General features: G+C 66.7%; 23 protein-coding genes. 8 read left to right on the plus strand and 15 right to left on the minus strand.

Annotation, left to right across the window (positions count from 1 at the left end; all coding sequences use genetic code 11):
- Window positions 1-169: 169 nt before the first annotated feature.
- Window positions 170-1,072, minus strand: coding sequence for an AraC family transcriptional regulator (locus AC1RMY_RS25840; RefSeq protein WP_492869508.1), 903 nt, complete (start codon window positions 1,070-1,072; stop codon window positions 170-172).
- 220 nt (window positions 1,073-1,292) lie between these two features.
- On the opposite strand from AC1RMY_RS25840, the gene AC1RMY_RS25845 reads away from it, so the two are divergent.
- Window positions 1,293-2,027: an SDR family oxidoreductase gene (locus AC1RMY_RS25845; protein WP_492869509.1), complete on the plus strand. Its 735-nt coding sequence runs from the start codon at window positions 1,293-1,295 to the stop codon at window positions 2,025-2,027.
- Window positions 2,028-2,119: 92 nt separating this feature from the next.
- Window positions 2,120-2,494 (plus strand): Atu4866 domain-containing protein, encoded by a 375-nt coding sequence (locus AC1RMY_RS25850; protein ID WP_492869511.1) that lies wholly within the window; start codon window positions 2,120-2,122, stop codon window positions 2,492-2,494.
- Here AC1RMY_RS25850 and AC1RMY_RS25855 read toward each other — a convergent pair.
- Complete coding sequence (locus tag AC1RMY_RS25855) at window positions 2,478-3,089, minus strand: NAD(P)-dependent oxidoreductase (RefSeq protein WP_492869512.1); 612 nt, start codon at window positions 3,087-3,089, stop codon at window positions 2,478-2,480. The two genes, AC1RMY_RS25850 and AC1RMY_RS25855, sit on opposite strands and share 17 nt — an antisense overlap.
- A gap of 124 nt (window positions 3,090-3,213) precedes the next feature.
- On the opposite strand from AC1RMY_RS25855, the gene AC1RMY_RS25860 reads away from it, so the two are divergent.
- Window positions 3,214-3,588 (plus strand): winged helix-turn-helix transcriptional regulator, encoded by a 375-nt coding sequence (locus AC1RMY_RS25860; RefSeq protein WP_492869514.1) that lies wholly within the window; start codon window positions 3,214-3,216, stop codon window positions 3,586-3,588.
- Window positions 3,589-3,597: 9 nt separating this feature from the next.
- On the opposite strand, the gene ligD is transcribed toward AC1RMY_RS25860, so the two are convergent.
- From ligD to AC1RMY_RS25875, 3 genes are read right to left on the minus strand one after another with little or no spacing between them, the layout of a single operon-like run.
- Window positions 3,598-6,150 carry a DNA ligase D gene (gene ligD, locus AC1RMY_RS25865; protein ID WP_492869515.1) on the minus strand — a complete coding sequence of 851 codons (2,553 nt, stop codon included), beginning with the start codon at window positions 6,148-6,150 and terminating at the stop codon, window positions 3,598-3,600.
- A gap of 13 nt (window positions 6,151-6,163) precedes the next feature.
- Entirely contained in the window at window positions 6,164-7,042 is an 879-nt protein-coding gene (gene ku, locus AC1RMY_RS25870) for a non-homologous end joining protein Ku (RefSeq protein ID WP_492869517.1), read from the minus strand.
- Entirely contained in the window at window positions 7,042-7,269 is a 228-nt protein-coding gene (locus tag AC1RMY_RS25875; RefSeq protein WP_492869519.1) for a hypothetical protein, read from the minus strand. Before AC1RMY_RS25875 ends, ku begins: the two co-directional genes overlap by 1 nt.
- Window positions 7,270-7,493: 224 nt before the next feature.
- Between AC1RMY_RS25875 and rpsO the strand changes: the two genes are divergently transcribed.
- The 3 genes from rpsO to AC1RMY_RS25890 all read left to right on the plus strand — a co-directional run bounded on the left by rpsO (window position 7,494) and on the right by AC1RMY_RS25890 (window position 11,031).
- Window positions 7,494-7,763 (plus strand): 30S ribosomal protein S15, encoded by a 270-nt coding sequence (gene rpsO / locus AC1RMY_RS25880; RefSeq protein WP_492869521.1) that lies wholly within the window; start codon window positions 7,494-7,496, stop codon window positions 7,761-7,763.
- A 260-nt stretch (window positions 7,764-8,023) separates the two neighbouring features.
- Window positions 8,024-10,192 (plus strand): polyribonucleotide nucleotidyltransferase, encoded by a 2,169-nt coding sequence (gene pnp / locus AC1RMY_RS25885; protein ID WP_492869523.1) that lies wholly within the window; start codon window positions 8,024-8,026, stop codon window positions 10,190-10,192.
- Window positions 10,193-10,395: 203 nt separating this feature from the next.
- Window positions 10,396-11,031, plus strand: a complete 636-nt coding sequence (locus AC1RMY_RS25890; protein ID WP_492869525.1) for a pyridoxamine 5'-phosphate oxidase family protein — start codon at window positions 10,396-10,398, stop codon at window positions 11,029-11,031.
- A 156-nt stretch (window positions 11,032-11,187) separates the two neighbouring features.
- Here AC1RMY_RS25890 and AC1RMY_RS25895 read toward each other — a convergent pair whose 3' ends face one another.
- The 5 genes from AC1RMY_RS25895 to AC1RMY_RS25915 form a co-directional block, all read right to left on the minus strand.
- Window positions 11,188-12,186 (minus strand): adenosine kinase, encoded by a 999-nt coding sequence (locus tag AC1RMY_RS25895; protein ID WP_492869526.1) that lies wholly within the window; start codon window positions 12,184-12,186, stop codon window positions 11,188-11,190.
- A gap of 99 nt (window positions 12,187-12,285) precedes the next feature.
- Window positions 12,286-12,672 (minus strand): helix-turn-helix domain-containing protein, encoded by a 387-nt coding sequence (locus AC1RMY_RS25900; RefSeq protein WP_492869528.1) that lies wholly within the window; start codon window positions 12,670-12,672, stop codon window positions 12,286-12,288.
- Window positions 12,669-13,229 (minus strand): Smr/MutS family protein, encoded by a 561-nt coding sequence (locus AC1RMY_RS25905; RefSeq protein WP_492869530.1) that lies wholly within the window; start codon window positions 13,227-13,229, stop codon window positions 12,669-12,671. Before AC1RMY_RS25905 ends, AC1RMY_RS25900 begins: the two co-directional genes overlap by 4 nt.
- A gap of 2 nt (window positions 13,230-13,231) precedes the next feature.
- Entirely contained in the window at window positions 13,232-14,347 is a 1,116-nt protein-coding gene (mltA, locus tag AC1RMY_RS25910; protein ID WP_492869532.1) for a murein transglycosylase A, read from the minus strand.
- Window positions 14,348-14,406: 59 nt separating this feature from the next.
- On the minus strand, window positions 14,407-15,138 hold the full coding sequence (locus AC1RMY_RS25915) for a Tim44/TimA family putative adaptor protein (RefSeq protein WP_492869533.1): 732 nt from the start codon (window positions 15,136-15,138) through the stop codon (window positions 14,407-14,409).
- Window positions 15,139-15,384: 246 nt separating this feature from the next.
- On the opposite strand from AC1RMY_RS25915, the gene secB reads away from it, so the two are divergent.
- Window positions 15,385-15,876, plus strand: coding sequence for a protein-export chaperone SecB (secB, locus tag AC1RMY_RS25920; protein WP_492869535.1), 492 nt, complete (start codon window positions 15,385-15,387; stop codon window positions 15,874-15,876).
- A gap of 179 nt (window positions 15,877-16,055) precedes the next feature.
- The gene (locus AC1RMY_RS25925) at window positions 16,056-16,799 is read left to right on the plus strand and encodes a TerC family protein (RefSeq protein ID WP_492869537.1); all 744 of its coding nucleotides are present in this window, start codon (window positions 16,056-16,058) and stop codon (window positions 16,797-16,799) included.
- Window positions 16,800-16,806: 7 nt separating this feature from the next.
- Here the strand turns inward: AC1RMY_RS25925 and dnaQ are convergent, their stop codons facing one another.
- The 5 genes from dnaQ to AC1RMY_RS25950 are packed head-to-tail and all read right to left on the minus strand — an operon-like array spanning window position 16,807 to window position 20,483.
- A complete protein-coding gene (gene dnaQ / locus AC1RMY_RS25930; RefSeq protein WP_492869538.1) occupies window positions 16,807-17,514 on the minus strand; it encodes a DNA polymerase III subunit epsilon in 708 nt (235 codons plus the stop codon).
- On the minus strand, window positions 17,507-18,133 hold the full coding sequence (gene coaE, locus AC1RMY_RS25935; RefSeq protein ID WP_492869540.1) for a dephospho-CoA kinase: 627 nt from the start codon (window positions 18,131-18,133) through the stop codon (window positions 17,507-17,509). The genes dnaQ and coaE overlap by 8 nt, the downstream gene beginning before the upstream one ends.
- A 46-nt stretch (window positions 18,134-18,179) precedes the next feature.
- Window positions 18,180-19,013 (minus strand): shikimate dehydrogenase, encoded by an 834-nt coding sequence (locus AC1RMY_RS25940; protein WP_492869542.1) that lies wholly within the window; start codon window positions 19,011-19,013, stop codon window positions 18,180-18,182.
- A gap of 16 nt (window positions 19,014-19,029) precedes the next feature.
- Window positions 19,030-19,656 carry a Maf family protein gene (locus AC1RMY_RS25945; RefSeq protein ID WP_492869544.1) on the minus strand — a complete coding sequence of 209 codons (627 nt, stop codon included), beginning with the start codon at window positions 19,654-19,656 and terminating at the stop codon, window positions 19,030-19,032.
- On the minus strand, window positions 19,653-20,483 hold the full coding sequence (locus AC1RMY_RS25950; RefSeq protein ID WP_492869546.1) for a pyruvate, water dikinase regulatory protein: 831 nt from the start codon (window positions 20,481-20,483) through the stop codon (window positions 19,653-19,655). The genes AC1RMY_RS25945 and AC1RMY_RS25950 overlap by 4 nt, the downstream gene beginning before the upstream one ends.
- Between the last annotated feature and the right edge of the window lie 26 nt (window positions 20,484-20,509).

Below are 20,509 nucleotides of genomic sequence, written 5' to 3' on the forward strand. Positions count from 1 at the left end.
GCCTTCGTGCAGGCCAAGGCGGCCGCGCCCCGCACGCCTGCCGCCGCGCCTGCCCCGCGCGCGCCGGTCAAAAAGGTCGCCAACGGCCGCGCTGGCGATGCCGGATGGGAAGAGTTCTGAGCGGCGCGGCCTGAAGAGAGACTGATCGGGGCCTGGACTGCTCGGCGGTTCAGGCCCCGATCATGTCGAGGCCCGCACCGCGGAGCCTGGCCGCATCGCGTAGCGGAGGCGCGCCGAAGAGGCGGCGATATTCCCGGCTGAACTGCGAGGGGCTCTCATAGCCGACGCGGAAGCCAGCGGAGGCGGCATCGAGCGCCGCACCGAGGATCAGGCGCCGGGCCTCCTGCAGGCGCAACTGCTTCTGGTATTGCAGGGGGCTCATCGCCGTCACCGCCTTGAAATGCTGGTGCAGGGCGGAGGGGCTCATGCGAGCCTCCTGCGCCAAGGCCTCGACACTGAAGGCCTTGTCGTAATTGCGCTTTATCCAGCCGATCGCGCGGTTGATCTGCTGCAGCCGGCTCTCGCCGGTGGCGATCTGACGCAAGCGCGCCGCCTGCTCGCCCGTCATCAGGCGATAGAGGATCTCGCGCTCGGCCAAGGGCGCCAGCATGGCGATGTCGCGCGGTGTCTCCAGCAGCCGGACGAGCCTCAGAGCGGCGTCCAGCAGTTCCGGCGCCACCGGACTCAGCGTCAGGCCGGACCCCACGCCGCCCGTGTCGGCAGCGCCGACGCCGGCTTCCAGCATGATCGCGCCGAGCATGACGGGGTCGAGGTCGAGCCGGATGCAGAGATAGGGCTGCTCCTCGGTCGCCTCGACGACCTGGCCGATGACCGGCAGGTCGACGGAGACCACCAGATACTGGCTGCGATCGTAATGATAGACCGTGTCCCCCAGCATCACCTGCTTGCGGCCCTGCACGACGATGCAAAGCGCCGGCTCATGCAGGGCGTGCAACGGCTCCGTCGGCCGGCCGGAGCGGATCAGCACCAGCCGCGGGATCGCGGTCTGGTGAATGCCGTCGCTCGCACAGAGCCTGCCGATCAACGCCGCCAGTTCCTCGACCTGCCGCATCGCACGCCTCCAGCATTGCTCGATCCGCGGTTATCCGCGCCGCCTGGGCTTTCATACAATGATCAGGGCCTTCGAAGCGATCGGAAAGCAACCGTCCTGGAGGATCGGGCAATCCTTGCGCTGCATTGGTCTACCGCTCCGAGCGCTCGCCACGGCATTACTTTCTCACGCCGGAACGCCAGACGCGGCCGGCAGCCGAGAGCAACCACAGGAGAGCATCATGTCTGGAATACAGGGCAAGGTCGTCGCCATCACCGGGGCGAGCAGCGGCATCGGCGAGGCCACGGCGCGCTTGCTGGCGGCGCGAGGCGCCGATGTCGTGATCGGAGCCCGCCGCGTCGACCGCCTCGAAACGCTCGCCGCTAAGATTTCGGCCACCGGCGGCTCGGTTCGGCTGAAGCCTGTCGATGTCGCCGATGCCGGCGATGTCGAGGATTTCCTCAGCTACGCCGAAGCCGCTTTCGGGCGCGTCGACGTCGTCGTCAACAATGCCGGGCTGATGCCGCTCTCACGACTCGAAGCCGGCAAGATCGACGAATGGGACCGGATGATCGACGTCAACATCCGCGGCGTGCTGCACGGAATCAAGGCGGGGCTCCCGATCATGAAGCGGCAGGGCTCCGGCCAGTTCGTCAACATCTCCTCGATCGGCGGACATCAGGTCTATCCGACCGCGGCCGTCTATTGCGCGACGAAATTTGCGGTGCTCGCGATCTCCGAGGGCTTGCGCCAGGAGCATGAAGACATACGTGTCACCGTGATCTCACCCGGCGTCACCCGGTCCGAGCTCGCCTCCACCATCACCGACCCCGGCGCCCAGGCTGCCATGGCCGAGTTCCGTCAGATCGCGATCGAGCCCGACGCGATCGCGCGCGCCATCGCCTTCTCGATTGAGCAGCCCGGCGAGGTGGACGTCAGCGAGATCATCGTGCGGCCGACGGCCAGCCCCTATTGAACCTGCTGCCCGCGTCGCGCGACAGCCGGTTCTCGAATGTCCGACCCCGGAAGGCCGGGGTCGATGACCGATGATCGATTGGAGACCCGACCATGCCCCTCGCACAGATGCTTCACTCTCTGGGCAGCTTCGCCGCCCAACTGGTTCCTTCGTCGCGCCCTGCCCGCTCGCTCGAGATTGCGGCGTTCGACGAAGCCGACGCCTTCGAGCGCGCCGCACTCGGCCGCTGGGCGACCGATGACGGCGCGATCGTTCTCGAGCTGCGGCCGGACGGTCGCTACAACAAGGCCAAGCAGACGGTGCCCGCCTGGCATCACGGCCGCTACCTGGTCGATCGCTCGCAGCTCTATTTCGAGAGCGACAGCGGCCACCTCGCCAAGGGCGAGATGCGGCGCGGCGTGCTCAGCATCGGCGAGATGCAGTTCCGCCGCGCGCGCAGCACGCCTGAGATCAGTATCCAAGCGTGAAGCGGCGGCGGCTATGGGCGGGCTTCTCCAGCTCGTCCACCAGTGCGATCGCATAATCCTCGGCCGAAATCCGGCTTTCGCCCTTGCCGTCGACGAGAAGCTGGTCGAGGCCGAGGCGGAACGTGCCGGTGCGCTCGCCCGGCGCGATCACGGCGGAGGGCGACAGGAAGGTCCAGTCGAGGACCTTCTCCTGCTTGAGCAGATCGAGATAGACGCCGCCCTTCCTGGCCTCTTCGAGATAGATCGCAGGGAACTCCGGCGTGTCGAACAGCTTCACGCCAGGGGCCACTTCGAGGCTGCCAGCGCCGCCGACGACGAGATAGCGCTTGACGCCGGACTGCTTCACAGCGCCGAGCAGCGCCTGCGCATCGCTCGCCAGATAATGCACGGAGCTGATCACCGCCTCGTGGCCGGCGAGAAGCGCCGCCAGCCCGTCCTTGTCGAAGATGTCGCCCTTCACGGCCTTCACCCCCGGAAGAGCCGGCACCTTCTCAGGGTTGCGGACGATCGCGGTGACGGTATGGCCGCGCGAGACGAGTTCAGCGAGGATGCGCGAGCCGATGAAGCCGGTGGCGCCGATGAGTGCGATGGTCATGACAGGGGTCCTTTCTTCTGGTAACCAACGGATACCAACGATCCAATGGAACCCACATGGCCCGCGCCGTGCCGCCCGTAAAGAAGGCACTTTCGCGAGACATGGTCACTTCGGGGAAACTGCCATGCTGCAACGACCCGACCCTTTCAGCGCGCAATGCCCGACGCGGCAGGTGCTCGACCGCATCGGCGACAAATGGGCCGTGCTGATCCTGATCGTGCTCGACCGCGAGACGCTGCGCTTCAACGAGCTGCGCCGTCGCATCGAGAGCATCTCGCAGAAGATGCTGTCTCAAACGCTAAAGAGCCTCGAGCGCGATGGTCTGGTGCGGCGCGAGGTCTTCGCCACCGTGCCGGTGACGGTCGAGTATTCGCTGACGGAGCTGGGACGAACGCTGGCGCAGACGGTGCAGGCTCTGACTGTGTGGGCCGAAACGCATATCGGCGCGGTGCAGGAGGCGCAGCGGCGCTATGACCGCGGGGAAACGCTCCAGCCCTGAGGCGGAAGCTCAGGCTTTGCCCGTCAGGGGCTTGGCGCCGTCGAAGAAGCCTGCCCAAATATCCGCAGGCGCGCCGCCATCGCGAATGGCCTCGGCCTTGAAGGCATCGGGTGCGGTTTTCGCGAGAGCCTCCCAATCAATCGGCATGGCGACAGGAGCGCCCGGACGGGCGCGGGTCGAGTAGGGCGCGATAGCCGTCGAACCCCGGCCATTGCGCAGATAGTCGATGAAGATCTTGCCCTTGCGGGCCTTCTTCGACAGCGTCGCGGTGTAGAGCGCCGGCTCCGCCTGCGCCATCGCCTGGGCAAAGTCGCGCGCGAAGCCCTTGACGCGATCCCAGCCCGCCCGTGGCTTCAGCGGCGCGACGACATGGTAGCCCTTGCCGCCGGAGGTCTTGAGCAGGCTCTCGAAGCCCAGTTCGTGGAGGCGGTCGCGCACCGCAAGGGCCCCGTCACGGACACGTTCGAGCGGGACGCCGGGGTCGGGATCAAGATCGAAGATGATCTGGTCGGGGGTCTCGACCGCATCGATCGTAGCCCCCCAAAGGTGGATCTCGACCGTACCAAGCTGCACGAGGGCCGCCAGCCCGTTGAAGTCGTGGATGTAGAGCAATTCCTCGCCATCCTTGTCCTTCATCCGCAGCACGGCCTCGTGCATGCCCGGCATGGCATGCTTCTGGAAGAAGGAATGGCCCTCGATACCGTTGGGTGCCCGCACGAGGCTGAGCGGGCGGTTCACGACATGCGGACGCATCAACGGCCAGACCGTCGCATAGTAGTCGAGCAGGCCCTGCTTGGTCAGGCCGATATCGGGCCAGAGCGGCTTGCCGGGGCTGGAGAGCTTGACCGTCGTCTCTGCACGCGGGCCGGGTTTGGCGGTCTTTCGCGGTGTCGTCGCCGCACGTGGGCTCGTGGAATTCGCCTTCTTGCCCGTTCCCCTAGGCCGCTCGGCGACAACCTCATCTGCCGACTTGTCCTCGCGCAAGCCGATGAAGCTCGCATGGCGCAGCGTCTTCGACTGGGTCCAGGCGCGGAACTCGATCTCCGCGACCAGCTCGGGCTCGACCCAGACGATGCCGCGCTCGCGCCCGGCTGCCCCTTCGAAGGGCGAGGTCTCGCTCCTGATCACGTCGAGGCGCGTCTTGAGGGCGGCAGCCGATTTGCGGGTAAAGCCCGTGCCGACGCGGCCAGCCGGCTTCAAAGCGCCATCCTCGTAATAGCCGGCGACGATCGAGCCGAGCTCGCGGCCGGAGCCCCTGGACGGCACATAGCCGGCGATGACGAACTCCTGACGCTGGGTGCATTTGGACTTGATCCAGTCGCGGCCGCGCCCGCTGCGATAGGGCGCATCGGCGCGCTTGGAGATCACGCCCTCCAGCCCCATGCGGCAGGCATGGCGCAGCATGGTCTGGCCGGGCTCGACGAAATGCTCGCTGTAGCGCAGCGGGCCGGCCTCGTCGGCTGAGGTCCGAAGCAGGTCTTCCAGCCTCTCCTTGCGGGCCAGCAGCGGATCGCCGCGCAGATCCTCGCCGTCGAGATGGAGGAGATCGAAGGCGAAGAAAACGAGATGATCCGTCGCGCCTTTCGACAGCGCCTCCTGGAGCGCGCCGAAGGAAGAGATCCCGCTTTCCCCGAGCGCCACGACCTCGCCGTCGATCAGCGCGCTCTCGCATGGCAAGGCCGCCAGCGCCTCCGCCAGCCCCTTGCCGAAGCGCTCGGTCCAGTCGAGCCCCGACCGGGTCAGCAGCGTGGCCTTGCCGCCCTCGATGCGCGCCTGCAGCCGGTAGCCGTCGAACTTGACCTCGTGCAGCCAGTTCTCGCCGGCCGGCGGCTTGTCCTGAAGGGTCGCGAGGCAAGGTTCGACGAAGCGCGGGAAGGCGTCGCCATCCGCCTTCGGCCGGCGCGTTCGCTTCGCACTGGCTGGGCGGCCCGGCTTGCCGTCCGGCCGTTGCGTCCTCGTCCAAACCTTGGGCTTGGCCGCATTGCCGCTGCCGATCTCCTCGACGCTCAGGCCTGAGACGACCGAGTTCGGCGCGGTTTCGAGGATGTCGTTGTCGCGCCGCGCCGCCGCATCATCGACCTTGATCAGGAGCCAGTTGTCGCGCTTTTCGCCGCGGCGCGGCTTCAGCCGCACGAGATGCCATTGGCCCGCGAGCTTGTGGCCTTGCAGGATGAAGGAGAGATGGCCCTTCTCCATCCCGAAGGCCGGGTCGCCTTCCGGCAGCCACCGCCCCTCGTCCCAGATGATCACGGAGCCCGCGCCATACTGACCCGCGGGAATCGTGCCCTCGAAGCCGCCATATTCGAGCGGATGATCCTCGACATGGACGGCCAGACGCTTCTCGTCGGGATCAAGGCTCGGGCCCCGCGTCACCGCCCAGGACCAGAGCACGCCGTCATGTTCGAGCCGGAGATCGTAGTGCAGGCGCCTCGCGGCGTGCTTGTGAACGACGAAGGCGCCGCCCTGCGCGGCGGCGCCCTTCTTCTTGCGTGCGGCGCCGCCTTTGGGCTCCTTGGTCAGGGTGAAATCGCGCTTGGCGCGATAGAGGTCCAGCGTCGCCATCGCGCTCTCCTCCTCAGGCGGATTTGCGCGCCTTGGCGGGTGGCTTCTTCGCACCGGCCTTTGCGGGCGCGGCCTTTTTCTTTGTCGCGGGCCTGCCGCGAGCAGCCTCGTCCTCATCCCGGGCAAGGCTCTTCTTCAGGGCGTCGAACAGGTTCACGACATTGGCCGGGCGCTCGGCCGACTGCACGACGGGCGGCTTCCTGCCCTTCTGCTTGGCCTGGATCAGGTCGAGCAGGGCGGCCTCGTAGCGGTCCTCGAAGCCCGAGGGATCGAACTCGGCCTGCTTCCTGTCGATGATATGGGTCGCGAGCTCGATCAGTTCCGGATCGATCTTCGGCCTGGCCATGCCTGCGAAGATCTCCTCGGGTTTGCGCACCGTCTTGTCGTAGCGCAGCGTCGTCAGCAGCAGCCCCTTGTCGAAGGGCTCGATCATCACCGGGCGTTCGCGGCGATAGAGCACGATCCGGGCGATGCCGGCCTTCTTCTGGCGCGCCATGGCCTCGCGGATCACGGCGAAGGCCTCTTCCGAGACGTCGTCCGAGGGCGTGACGTAATAGGGCGTATCGAAATAGATCTGCGGAATGTCGGCGCGATCGACGAACTGCTCGATCGAGAGCGTGTGCGAGGAGTCGATCTGCACCGCGTCGATTTCGTCCTCCTCGATGAGCAGGTATTCGTCATCGCCGATCTCGTAGCCCTTGACCTCGTCGTCATCGCCGACCGGCTTGCCGGTGACGCCGTCGACATATTGGCGCCGGACGGTGTTGCCGGTCTTGCGGTTGATGACGCGGAACGAGACCTTCTCGCTGTGGTCGGTCGCGCCGGTCAGCTCGACGGCGCAGGAGACGAGCGAGAGCTTGAGATAGCCCTTCCAGGCGGGGCGGGGCGCCATCAGGCAGCCCTCATATGTCGGAACTGCCGGCTCGATGCGAGCGCGTCGGCGCGGGCGAGATCCTCCTGCGATGCAGCGGGGATCGGGTCCTCCAGGACGGCAAGCAACACGTCCCGGTCGAGCTGGCCGTTCCTGATCACATGCGCGACCGCTTCCCGGGTCTCGCGTTCCGCCCGCAGCTGCGCCGCCAGCGCGAGAATAAGGCGATCCTTGTCCGAATTTCGCATGACGCAACACCTGCGGTTCGACCGATGAGACCAGAACGGATGCCCGCGCGAGAGGTTCCGTCGAGGCCGCTGGCCTTTCCGCCGATTTCGTGTATACCCCCGCCATCCGGCCTCAAAGCCGGCTGCGCGCCCCCTCCTCGATGAGGCGGATCGCGGGCTTCGGACCCTGCTGGACGACATCCCGGCCTGGCCCGCCAGATCAACCCCAATATAAGGATCACACGATGTCGATCACGGCCGAGCGCAAGACCGCGCTCCTGAACGAGTATGCCACCAAGCCGAACGACACCGGCTCGCCGGAAGTCCAGGTCGCGATCCTGACGGAGCGCATCAACAACCTGACCGGCCACTTCAAGTCGCACACCAAGGACAACCATTCGCGTCGCGGCCTTCTCAAGATGGTCTCGCAGCGCCGTTCGCTGCTCGACTACCTGAAGAGCAAGAGCGAGCCGCGCTACCGCACGCTGATCGAGAAGCTCGGCATCCGCCGCTGATCGACGCCTGACGCTGAACGCCCGGTGCGACATCGCTCCGGGCGCTTCGATTAAGGGGCCTGCCGCAATGGTGCGGCATCGATCCCGCTACAACGCGACGGCCGCATGGGCGGCCTGCCGCAGGACCCGCCGGGCGATCTCTTCGTCCATGGCAGGATCGCCAAGCGCTCGGGCTCGCATTCGCAGAACCGAGGGTTTCGCCGTCTTGTCCATGGGCAAGGGACGCCGGACGGGCCGCATCCGATCCGAAAGACAATCTCATGTTCGATGTACAGACCGAAGAACTGATCTGGGGCGGGCGCAAGCTCGTGCTCGAAACCGGCAAGATCGCCCGCCAGGCCGACGCCGCGGTGCTTGCCACCTATGGCGAGACCGTCGTGCTCGCGACCGTGGTTTCCGCCAAGTCGCCCAAGCCCGGGATCGATTTCTTCCCGCTGACCGTGAACTACCAGGAAAAGACCTTCGCGGCCGGCCGCATTCCCGGCGGCTATTTCAAGCGCGAGGGACGCCCGACCGAGAAGGAGACGCTGGTCTCGCGCCTGATCGACCGGCCGATCCGCCCGCTCTTCGTCGAAGGCTACCGCAACGAGACGCAGGTCGTCTGCACCGTGCTGCAGCATGATCTCGAGAACGACCCCGACATCGTCGCGATGGTCGCCGCCTCCGCCGCCCTGACCCTGTCGGGCGTGCCGTTCACCGGCCCGGTCGGCGCCGCGCGCGTCGGCTATTTCGACGGCGCCTATAAGCTCAACCCGCTGGTCGACGAGATCAAGGATTCGGCGCTCGACCTCGTCGTCGCCGGTACGCCCGACGCCGTGTTGATGGTGGAATCGGAAGCCAAGCAGCTCTCCGAGGAGATCATGCTCGGCGCCGTTATGTTTGGCCACAAGCACTTCCAGCCGGTCATCGACGCGATCATCCGCCTGGCCGAAAAGGCCGCCAAGGAACCGCGCGACTACGTTCCGGCCGACAACTCGGTCGTGCTCGACGCCGTGCTGAAGCTGGTCGATGCGGATCTGCGCGCCGCGTACAAGATCACCACCAAGGCCGAGCGCTACAAGGCGCTGGACGCCGCCAAGGCCAAGCTCGCCGAGCTGGTCTCGGACGAGCCGAACGGCACGACGACCTTCACCAAGGAGCAGGTCGCCGGCCAGTTCAAGGAGGCCCAGGCCAAGGTCGTGCGCTGGACCATCCTCGACGACGGCGTGCGCATCGACGGCCGCGACCTCAAGACGGTCCGCAAGATCGTCTCGGAAGCCGGCATCCTGCCCCGCACCCATGGCTCGGCGCTGTTCACCCGCGGCGAGACGCAGGCGCTGGTCGTGACCACGCTCGGCACCGGCGACGACGAGCAGTTCATCGACTCGCTGGAAGGCACCTACAAGGAAACCTTCCTGCTGCACTACAATTTCCCTCCCTATTCGGTGGGTGAAGCCGGCCGCATGGGTTCGCCCGGCCGCCGCGAGATCGGTCATGGCAAGCTCGCCTGGCGTGCTATCCGGCCGATGCTGCCAGCGAAGGCGGAGTTCCCCTACACGATCCGCGTCGTCTCGGAGATCACCGAGTCGAACGGCTCCTCCTCGATGGCCACCGTCTGCGGCACCTCACTCGCCCTGATGGATGCCGGCGTGCCGCTGAAGGCGCCGGTCGCGGGCATCGCGATGGGCCTGATCCTGGAAGGAGAGCGCTTCGCCGTGCTCTCCGACATCCTGGGTGACGAGGACCATCTCGGCGACATGGACTTCAAGGTCGCCGGCACCGCCGAGGGCATCACCTCGCTGCAGATGGACATCAAGATCGCCGGCATCACCGAGGAGATCATGAAGGTCGCCCTCGACCAGGCCAAGGGCGGTCGCGACCACATCCTCGGCGAGATGGCCAAGGCGCTGTCGGCGTCGCGCGGCCAGCTCGGCGAGTATGCCCCGCGCATCGAGACGATGAAGATCCCGGTCGACAAGATCCGCGAAGTCATCGGCTCCGGCGGCAAGGTCATCCGCGAGATCGTCGAGAAGACCGGCGCGAAGGTCAACATCGAGGACGACGGCACGATCAAGATCGCCTCGGCCGACGGCAAGTCGATCGAAGCCGCGATCAAGTGGATCAAGTCGATCGTCTCGGAAGCCGAGCCGGGCATGATCTATGACGGCACGGTCGTGAAGATCATGGAGTTCGGCGCCTTCGTGAACTTCTTCGGCGCCAAGGACGGTCTCGTCCACATCTCCGAGCTCGCCGCCCAGCGCGTCCAGAAGGTCTCGGACGTCGTCAAGGAAGGCGACAAGGTCAAGGTCAAGTTCCTCGGCCAGGACGATCGCGGCAAGATCCGCCTCTCGATGAAGGTCGTCGACCAGGAGACCGGCGAGGACCTGACCGAGAAGCTCAAAGCCGCCCGCGACGCGGAGAAGTCCCGCGAGAAGCAGCAGGCCGAGTAAGCCACCGCCTCACGCGATTCACGTGAAACCGGAAGCCCCGCATCGGACGATGCGGGGCTTCTTTCGTTGAAGGAGAACACGGAGGCTAGATTCGCGCGAAGACTGACAGATCGCCGTCTTTGTAATCCGATTGCAGATCGGTGGCTCGCCGTTATCGACGCTGTCAGATAGTCTAGACTTTTCTCGCGCTATCGGGAGTCTCCATGTCCGCCCACGCCATCACGTCGATCGAGCAACTCGCCGCGCTCTATCCCAACCCGGTCGCGCCCGCGTCGATCCATAAGGAGATCGACCATCTCGACGCGAACTATGCCGCGCTGATCGCCGCCTCGCCGTTTTTCGTGCTCGCGACCAACGGTCCGGAGGGCCTGGATTGTTCGCCGCGTGGGGATCTGCCGGGGTTCGTTACGGTCCGGGACACGAAAACGCTCCTGATTCCCGACCGAAAAGGCAATAACCGACTGGATTCGTTGAAGAATATCCTGTTCGATCCGAGAATCGGAATGCTCTTCATGGTGCCCGGTTACGGCGAGACCCTGCGCGTCAACGGCGTCGCCTCCCTTTCCAACGACCCTGAGTTGTGCGGGCGCTTCGAGATGGCCGGAAAGCTCCCAGCCTGCGTCATCGTGGTCACGGTGGAGAGCGTCTACTTCCAGTGCTCGCGCGCGGTCGTGCGGGCCGACCTCTGGAACCCGTCGAAGCATGTCGCGAGGGGCAGCGTGCCGAGCGCCGGCCAGATCCTGCGCGACATCACGGCACGGAACGCGGCCGTCGAGACCTTCGACGGCGAGGCCTATGACAAGGCGCTGCCGGAACGGGTCAGGGCGACGCTGTATTGAGAGGCGCGCTTCCCTTGGGGGGAGATGGTGGATCGGCGAAGCCGAGACGGATGAGGGAAGAACCTCGGCCGAAAACAAGAAAGGGCCGCATGCGCGACCCTTCCGTCATCCATCTGCTGCGCAGACACCTTCTCCCCCAAGGGGAGAATGATGGGCTCACAGCAGCCCTTCGTTGCCCGCCAGCACCTTCAGGTTCACATCCGGCCGCGCTCCGACATGGCTGATGATCTCGGCCGCCGCGAGCGCGCCCAGGCGCAGGGAGTCGCGGACCTCGCGGCCCGAGGTCAGGCCGAAGAGGAAGCCGGCGGCGAAGAGGTCGCCGGCGCCGGTGGCGTCGACCACGCGCTCAACGGGGAAGACCGGCTCCTCGACGATGCCGTCCGGCGTCACCGCCAGCGCGCCCTTCTCCGAGCGGGTGACGACGGCGAGGATGTTCTCCGAGCGCAGCCAGGACAGGGCCGTGTCGAAATCGCCGGTCTCGTAGAGGCTCTTCAGCTCGTGCTCGTTGGCGAAGACGATATCGACCATGCGGTTGCGGATCAGGCCGACGAACTCGTCGCGGTAGCGGTCGACGCAGAAGGAATCCGACAGGGTGATGGCGACCTTGCCGCCGGCCTTGTGAGCGATCTCGGAGGCCTTGCGGAAGGCGTCCTTGGCCGCCGGCGGATCCCAGAGATAGCCCTCGAGATAGATGATGTCGGCGTTCTCGATCGCCTTGGCATCGACATCGGCGACGCCGAGGCCCTGGCAGGCGCCGAGATAGGTGTTCATGGTGCGCTCGCCATCGGGCGTGACGATGATGAAGGAGCGGGCCGTCGCCGCCCCGTCGGTGGCCGCCGGCGTATCGAAGGCGACGCCGAGCGAGGTGAGGTCATGCCGGTAGAGCCGCCCGAGCTCGTCGGCCTTGACCTTGCCGATGAAGGCGCCCTTGCCGCCGAAGGAGGCGAGGCCGGCAATGGTGTTGGCGGCCGAGCCGCCCGAGATCACCTTGCCCGGACCCATCGCCGAATAGAGCGATTCCGCGCGCCCCTCGTCGATCAGCGCCATCGCGCCTTTGGTCAGGCCGTGCTTCGCCAGAAAATCCTCTTCGGCGGAAGCGATGACGTCGACGATGGCATTGCCGAGGGCGAGGACGTCGGTGCGCGTGCTGGTCATGGGGAGCCCGATGCTGTGGGAACGAGGATGACGGGAGAAGACTGTGAAGGAATGGCGGGGCGTGTCGCATCCATGCGCGCAGGGGTCAAGCGAACACGGTCAAACGGGCTCGTCCGGCCGCGTCCGCCGCGCCGCCGCTTCGTCCAGCACAGCGGCGAGGCGCTTCAGATCCTCGCCCTCCAATTCGCCGATCTCGCGGGCGAGGCGATTGGCCAGCAACGTCGCTTCCGGATCGAGACCGGCCGTGTCGACGGTGACGCGCGGATGCGAGAGATCGGCCAGGCGCACCAGTTCGTCGGCCTCGTCCCAGATCACGCCGAGGACATGGATGACGCCCTGGATCAGGGTGAAGGTCGGGCGGCCGCGCTTGCCGTGCTCCAGCGCCGAGAGATAGGCCGGCGTGACGCCCAGAACCGCCGCCATCTGCGCCAACGTCATGCCGCGCCTTTCGCGATGGTCGCGCACGCGCTGGCCGAAGGGCGTCACGGTCCGGCCTCACGGACACGGCGCAGCCTGACATAAAGCGCGCCAGAGCCGCCATGACGTGCTTGCGCCTCCTCGAAACCGACGACCAGTGGCCGCAGATCCGGCAGCCGCAGCCAGTGCGGCACGACACGCCGCAGAACGCCGCGCTCGTCGCCGAACAGCGAGGTTCCGGCGGCGCCCTTGCCGGTGACGACGAGGGCGAGCCTGGTGCCGCGCCCCTGCTCGCGGCGCAGGAAGGCACGCAGCGCCAGATGCGCCTCGTCCTGGCGCATGCCGTGGAGGTCGATGATTGCCTCGACGCCGAGCTGGCCGCGCCGGAGCTGCGTGCGCAGGCGCTGCTCCAAAGGTGCGAGAGGCGGCGGGGACGGGGCAGCCTTCGACAGCTTCACTGCCGCAGCGAACTTGGCGGGCTGCGGCGCCTCCGGCACCGCTACGGCCTCGGCCAGCGGTTCCGGCTCGACCGGTGCCCGCCCCGGCAGCGGCGTCACCGAGCGCGCAACCTGACGCCAGAGCGCGAGATCGGCCTCCGACAATGTCCTGCCCCGCCGCGAGCGCATCGCTATCGACCGGACGGTTTCGGCCAAAGGACGACGAAATCGACGGGGTGGCGGATCAGCCCGGCGCGATGGCCGGCCTTCGCACCCGAACCGACGAAGAGATCGAGGCGGGCCGGGCCAAGAATCGCCGAGCCAGTGTCTTGCGCGATCATCAGTCGCGCCAACCGTTCCGTTCCGCCGGCATCGTCCGGCACGGTCGCGTCGATCCAGACCGGGAGCCCGTAAGGCCAGACGTTGCGATCGATCGCGATGCTGCGCAGCGGCGTCAGCGGCAGGCCCGCGCCCCCGATCGGGCCGGAATGCGCAGGAAGATCGTCGCGACGGGCGAAGAAGACGAAGGAGCGGTTCAGCCTGATCAGGTCACGGGCGAAGCCTGCATCCGCCTTCAGGCGCGCGATCAGACGATCCATCGTCATCTCGGCGGGAGGGATGCCCTCGCGCTCGCTGAGGACACGGCCGAGCGAGGTATAGGCATGGCCGTTACGGCCGGAATAGACGAGTCGCGTCACCGAGCCATCGGGAAGGCGGATGCGACCGGAGCCCTGCACCTGCAGGACGAAGCGATCGACGGGATCGCGCATCCAGAGAATTTCGAGGTTGCGACCGTCGAGGACGCCGGTCTCGATCGCGGTGCGGTCTGGAAAGGGCTCGAGCCCCTTGGTCGTGCGGCGTGCCGCAGAAAGCGCCGCGTCCAGGCCGGGCCAGTCATCGCCCGGCATCCGCGTCACCAGCTCGGGCGGGCGGCCATAGAGCGGCGTCGGATAACGCTCGGAGCGGGTCAGCGAGCCCTCGAATTCGGGCTCGAAATAGCCGGTCATGAAGCCTGCCGCGCCGGCGGACGGGCGGATCCGCCAGAACGAGAAATGCCGCTCGAAAAAAACCCTCGCCGCCGCGCGTCCGACCGGCCCGGCCGAGGACAGGCGGCGGGCATGCTCGCAGATCGCGGCGAGCGCAGCGGGGACGGCGACGGAGGCTCTCAGCGGCGGCTCGGCCTGGCAGCCGCGCGCGAAGATGGTGAAGGCGGCGCGATGGTCGTCATCGGCCCAGCCGTCGACCCTGGCGGGCGCCAGGGATTCGGCGCTGGCCCCGGGGGGCAAAGGCGGGGGAGAGGCAGCCATCGCGCTCACGGGCGCCCAGCAAGCTGCGAGCAGCGCCAGTCCGACACCGGCGCCACGGATCACGCGGCGGATTCGGTGGCGACCAGGAGCCAGTTGGGGTCGCGGCTGCCGAGCTGGCGCGAGAAGGTCCAGATGTCGTTGACCTCGGAAACCGCGTCGGCGCTGCCGTCGACGACCGTTCCCTGCGCGTCACGGGTCACGCTGATGAGCTGAGAGACGAAGGCGATGGTAACCTGCGCCGTCTTGCCCTTGACGTCGACGCCGGTGATCTCGGCCTTGTCGATCGAGACGAAATTGGACTCCGCCTTCTCGCCGCGCTTCTCGCGATCGGTAATCGCATGCTCGAAGCCCTCATAGACCTCCTTGGCGAGGAGGCTCTTGAGTATCTTGCGGTCGCCGCGGGCGAAGGCGGTGACGATGGTCTCATAGGCCGCCTTGGCGCCGCCGAGGAAATCGCGCGGATCGAAGCCGGGCTCCTGCCGGACGATCGCGTCGATGCCGGCGATGATCGGCGAGTCCGCGGGGGCGATGTCCTTCCAACGGTCAGCGGCCGGCGGCGCGCCCGCGGCAGGATCATTGGCGGCGCCCGGCAGGCGGATGACATTGTCGCGCTTGGCATCGGCGGGGGCTGCCTGGTCGGGCCGCAGCGGCGGCGTCTCGCGACGCGAGAACGGATCGGCCGGCGGCTGCTCGTTGCCGGTCTTCTGGCCGAGCACGGAGCGCAGCTTCCAGGCGACGAAAACGGCCAGAGCCAGGAAGACCAGAGTCGTCACGTCGAAGGAATTTTGCATCGAAAACTGACCCGAAGCTCCAGTCGCGGCATTACGTCAGCGGTTCCCGCAGGGAGCACTGCCATGCGTCATATGGTAAGCTAGGCTCGTAACATCCACCCCCCTGCTTGTGAAGGCGGCTTCTTGTGCCGCGTTGTCGTCCATGATAGCCGACGCCCGCGTCGAACCGGAGAGCGGAGCGCAGTCCCGAATGCCTTAGACCGGCGCGGGATTTCCCGAGACAGCCTGCCAGAAGCGATGGGACCGATGGCCAACGAACTCCCCAACGGCAACGGTGCCGGCGATGCTGCACCGAGCATGAGCGCCCTGATCCAGTATACAAAGGACTTCTCCTTCGAGAACCCGAAGGCGCCGCGCGGTCTCGGCCAGCAACAGACCCAGGAAGGCCCGCAGATGTCGCTGCAGGTCAACGTGTCGAGCAATGCGCTCGGCGACAACGACTACGAGACCGTGCTGCAGCTCGAGGGCAAGGCCGAGATCAATGGCGAGACGCTGTTCGCCTTCGATCTGAGCTATGGCGGCGTGTTCCGCCTGCTCAATGTTCCGCAGGAGCATGTCCACCCGGTGCTGGTAATCGACTGCGCCCGGCTGCTCTTTCCCTTCGCCCGGCAGATCATCGCCGAGGCCGTGCAAAACGGCGGCTTCCCGCCCTTCTATGTGCCACCGATCGACTTCGCGGCGCTGTTCCAGCAGCGCATGCAGGAATTCCAGGCCCAGCAGGGCGCGCCGCAGGCCTGAGCCGCCTGCGACAATCCGACCGATCCAAAAGGGCCCTTCGGGGCCCTTTTTCATGCCCACGACAGCGCCGTTCTTCTCGCCTTGCCCTTGTGATCGGCAGATGGGCTCTCCATGTCGACCAAGATCAACAGGCGGACGGCCACAAGGCCGCCCGCCATTTTCATGATGTTGGAGGACCGATGGACTACCTTATGACGCTTGCCGCCGACCCCGCAGTCTGGGCTGCGCTCGGCGCATTGATCGCCATGGAGGTCGTGCTCGGCATCGACAACCTGATCTTCATCTCGATCCTGACCAACAAGCTGCCCGAGCATCAGCGCTCGCGCGGCCGCAGGATCGGCATCGGACTGGCGCTGATCCTTCGACTCGCCTTGCTCGGCACCGTCGCGATCATCGTCCAGCTCACCGCGCCGATCTTCTCGGTCTTCGGCAAGGCCTTTTCCTGGCGCGATCTGATCCTGATCGGCGGCGGCCTCTTCCTGGTCTGGAAGGCGACGACCGAGATCCACCACAAGGTCGATGTGAATCACGGTCCGGACGTCTTCGACGGCGGCCGGGCCGCCGCCGTCACCTTCGGCGGCGTGATCTTCCAGATCCTGCTGCTCGACCTGGTGTTCTCGATCGACTCGATCATCACGGCCGTCGGCATGACCGACCACATTCCCGTGATGGTCATCGCTGTCGTCGTCGCAGTTCTGGTGATGCTGCTCGCGGCCGATCCGCTGGCGCATTTCATCGAGCGGAATCCGACCATCGTGATGCTGGCGCTCGGCTTCCTGCTGATGATCGGCGGCACGCTGATCGGCGAAGGCTTCGGCGCGCATGTGCCCAAGGGCTACATCTACGCTGCGATGGCGTTCTCGGCGGTGATCGAGGGGCTGAACATGCTGTCACGACGCGCGTCGCAGAAACGGGGCGAGTAGCCCCGGCTCAGCCTTCCTCGGCGATGCCGAGATAGCCGCGCCAGAGCTGGGCCTTGCCCAGCGAGCGGATGAAGGCCTCATGGGCCGCGGTTGCAGCTTCGTCCAGCCGCGGCGCCAGAGGCCGCAGCCTTTGCGGACGTTCGACGACGATGCCGGCGAGGCCACCGCGGCCGGCATCGGTGGAACCGAGCACGAGCGAGGCCTGCTTCCCGCCGATGAGCTCGATATAGACCTCGGCCAGGATCTCGGAATCGAGCAGGGCGCCGTGCTTGGTGCGGCGGCTGTTGTCGATGCCGTAGCGCGCGCAGAGGGCGTCCAGGCTGTTCGAGGCGCCGGGATGCTTGCGGCGTGCCATCGAGAGCGTGTCGACCACGAAATTCTGCTCGATCGGCGGCAAGCCGAGCCGCTTGAACTCCATGTTGATGAAGCCGACGTCAAAGGCGGCGTTGTGGATCACCAGCTTCGCGCCGGCGATGAACTCCGCGAAGTCCTGCGCGACGGCGGCGAAGACCGGTTTGTCGGACAGGAACGCTTCCGACAGGCCGTGGACGTTGAAGGCCTCGACCGGCATCGAGCGCTCGGGGTTGATGTAGACGTGGAAGGTGCGACCGGTCGGGCAGTGATTGACCAGCTCGACGCAGCCGATCTCGACGATGCGGTCGCCGTTATTGGCTTCGACGCCCGTGGTCTCGGTGTCCAGAACGATCTCACGCATGCTCTTCCGCCGCCTTCCGCGAACCCCTGCCCGGCCGGCCGGCGAGCACGCTCAGGATAGAACCGACCTGCCGGCGCGCGGCCAGCACGCCCCGGGAGGTGTCCACAATGAAATGGGCGCGACGGCGCTTCTCGGCGTCCGGCATCTGGCGGGCGAGGATCGCGGCGAGCTTCTCTTCCGTCATCTCCGGCCGGGCGAGAACGCGCCGGCGCTGCACCTCGGCCGGCGCGCTGACGACGAGCACGGCATCGCAGCGACCTTCGGCTCCCGTCTCCAGCAGCAGCGGCACGTCGAGCACCGCGAGCCCTGCGCCCGCATCCCGGCAGCGGCGCAGGAAGGCCTCCTCCTCCGCGCGCACCAGCGGATGGATGATGGCCTCCAGGTGGCGCAGCGCTTCGGGCTTGCCGAGCACCGCCGCGGACAGGCTCGGCCGGTCGACCACGCCGTTGACGACGACGCCCGGGAAGGCCTCGCCGATCGGTCGGACGGCCCCCCCGCGATAGAGACCATGCACGGAGGCATCGGCATCATGGACCGGGATGCCGCGCTCCCGGAACAGGCCGGAGGTCGTGGACTTGCCCATGCCGATCGAACCCGTGAGGCCGAGGATGAAGGTCATCGCGTGAAGGCCCGTGTCAGCCGGACAATCGGCTAGCTTTGTCGAATCAGTCCTTGAGAATATCGGCTTCCAGCCTGGCCCGCAGCGCCGGTGTGACGGCAGGTGTCACGCCGAACCAACGCGCGAAGCCTGGAACCGCCTGATGCAGCAGCATGCCGAGCCCATCTACCGACACGCCTCCGCGACGTTCGGCATCGACGAGCAGCGGCGTCGTCAGCGGCACATAGACGATGTCGTCGACGATCGTGCCGGGGCGCAGAAGCGTCAGGTCGAGATCGAGCGGCGGCTGGCCGTGCATGCCGAGCGCGGTGGTATTGACGATCAAATCCGCCTGTCCGACGAGGGCGTTGCGTTGCGCCCAATCCGCTGCCTCCAGCGGAGCGCCGAGCGCAGCCGCAAGGCCGTCGGCCCGCGCGCGGTTGCGATTGACCAAGATGATCCGGTCGACGCCGCGCGCCTTGAGCCCGAAGGCAATGCCCCGCGCGGCGCCGCCGGCGCCCAGCAAGAGCACCGTGCGAACGCGCTCGTCCCAGCCAGGCGCCTTGTCATCGAGATGGGCCAGGAAGCCGGAGACATCGGTATTGTCGCCGCAGATGCGGGCGCCCTCGCGCCAGAGCGTGTTGACGGCGCCGATCGCGCGTGCAGCTTCGCTGACCTCGTCGATCAGTGGCAGCATCGCTTCCTTGTGCGGTACGGTCACGTTGCCGCCGGCGAATTCGCCGGCACGCAGGCGCTCGACGAAGGCCGGAAGATCGCCCGGAGCGACATCAATGCGTTCATAGCTGCCGGCGAGCCGATGTTCCGCAAGCCAGGTTCCGTGCATGAGCGGCGAGCGCGAATGAGCGACGGGATGGCCGATGATGAAGCAGCGGGGAGGCATGGTCAGTCCGTTAAATTCAGCGGGCGAGAACACCGAGATCGCGCAGGCCCGCGAGTACGGCGAAAAGCGGCAGGCCGAGAATGGTGAAATGGTCACCCTCGATAATCTCGAAAAGCTGGGCGCCCATACCCTCAATCTGATAGCCGCCGACACTGGACAGAGCGGTTTTTCCAACCGCGTCGAGATAGCTGATGATGAAGTCCGGCGACATATCGCGCATGGTGAGGCGCGCGACGGAGATGCCGTCGACGACGGGCGCGCCATCCTTGGCCAGGACGAAGGCGCTGTGCAGCTCATGGGTTCGGCCGGCCAAAGCGGCGAGTTGGTCGGCGGCTGCCATCACTGTCTCGGGCTTGTGGAAAGCTTCGCCGTCGCAGATCAGGGTTTGGTCGGCGCCGAGCACGAGACGGCCTGGATTCGCCTGCGAGACGACCAGGGCCTTGGCGCAGGCGAGCGCTGCCGCCACGGCGTCGCGCGGAGAGCCCGCGGCCACGAGCGGTGCCTCGATGGCGCGCTCGTCGATGTCCGGCCGCGCGACCTGCACCGGGATGCCGGCCGACACCAGCATATCGCGCCGTGTCAGACTGCCTGAAGCCAGCAGCAGGGGCTCGGCAGCGAGCCAGAGCGTCGATGCCTTTTTCATGTCGCGATGAACTTCATGCGGTGGTCGCGCAGGAGATCGAGGATCGAGGCCGCCGTCTCCTCGATCGAGCGCCGGGTGACATCGATCACCGGCCAGCCTTTTCGGGCGCAAAGTCTGCGCGACTGCGCCACCTCGTCGGCCACGGAGGCCGGATCGACGTAAGGTGTCTCGTCGTCAGCCCTGAGTGACAGCAGCCGGTTCTGGCGGATCTGGACGATGCGATCGGCGCTGGCGACGAGGCCGACGATCAGCGGCTTCTTGATGTGCTCAAGTTCGGCCGGCAACGGTACGTTCGGAACCAATGGGATGTTGGCGGTCTTGATGCCGCGATTGGCGAGATAGATCGAGGTCGGGGTCTTCGAGGTCCGGCTGATGCCGACGAGGATGATGTCGGCGCTTTCGAGATCGCCGCCAAGTTGGCCGTCATCATGCAGCAACGTGTAGTTCATCGCGTCGATGCGTCGGAAATATTCGGCGTTGAGAACGTGCTGCGCGCCAGGCCGAGGCGCAGAGGCCTGACCGAGATAGGACTGGAACAGTGCCAGCACCGGGTTGAGCACCGAAAGACAGGGGCAGCCGAGCTCACGGCAGAAATTCTCCAGGCGCTGCGACCATTCCGGCTCGACCAACGTATACAGCACGACGCCCGGCGAGGCCTCGATCTCGGCGAGCACGCGGGCGAGCTGCGCCTCCGAGCGGACGAGCGGATAGACATGCTCGATCGCCGAGACGCTCTCATATTGCGCGGCCGCGGCACGGCTCACCGCAATCAGGGTCTCGCCGGTCGCGTCCGAGACGAGGTGGAGGTGGAAGTAATTGCGGGCCACGGTGGCTCCCGGGTCGGTGCGGCGTC

The organism is Allobosea sp. GW822-FHT03F07 (assembly GCF_058801345.1).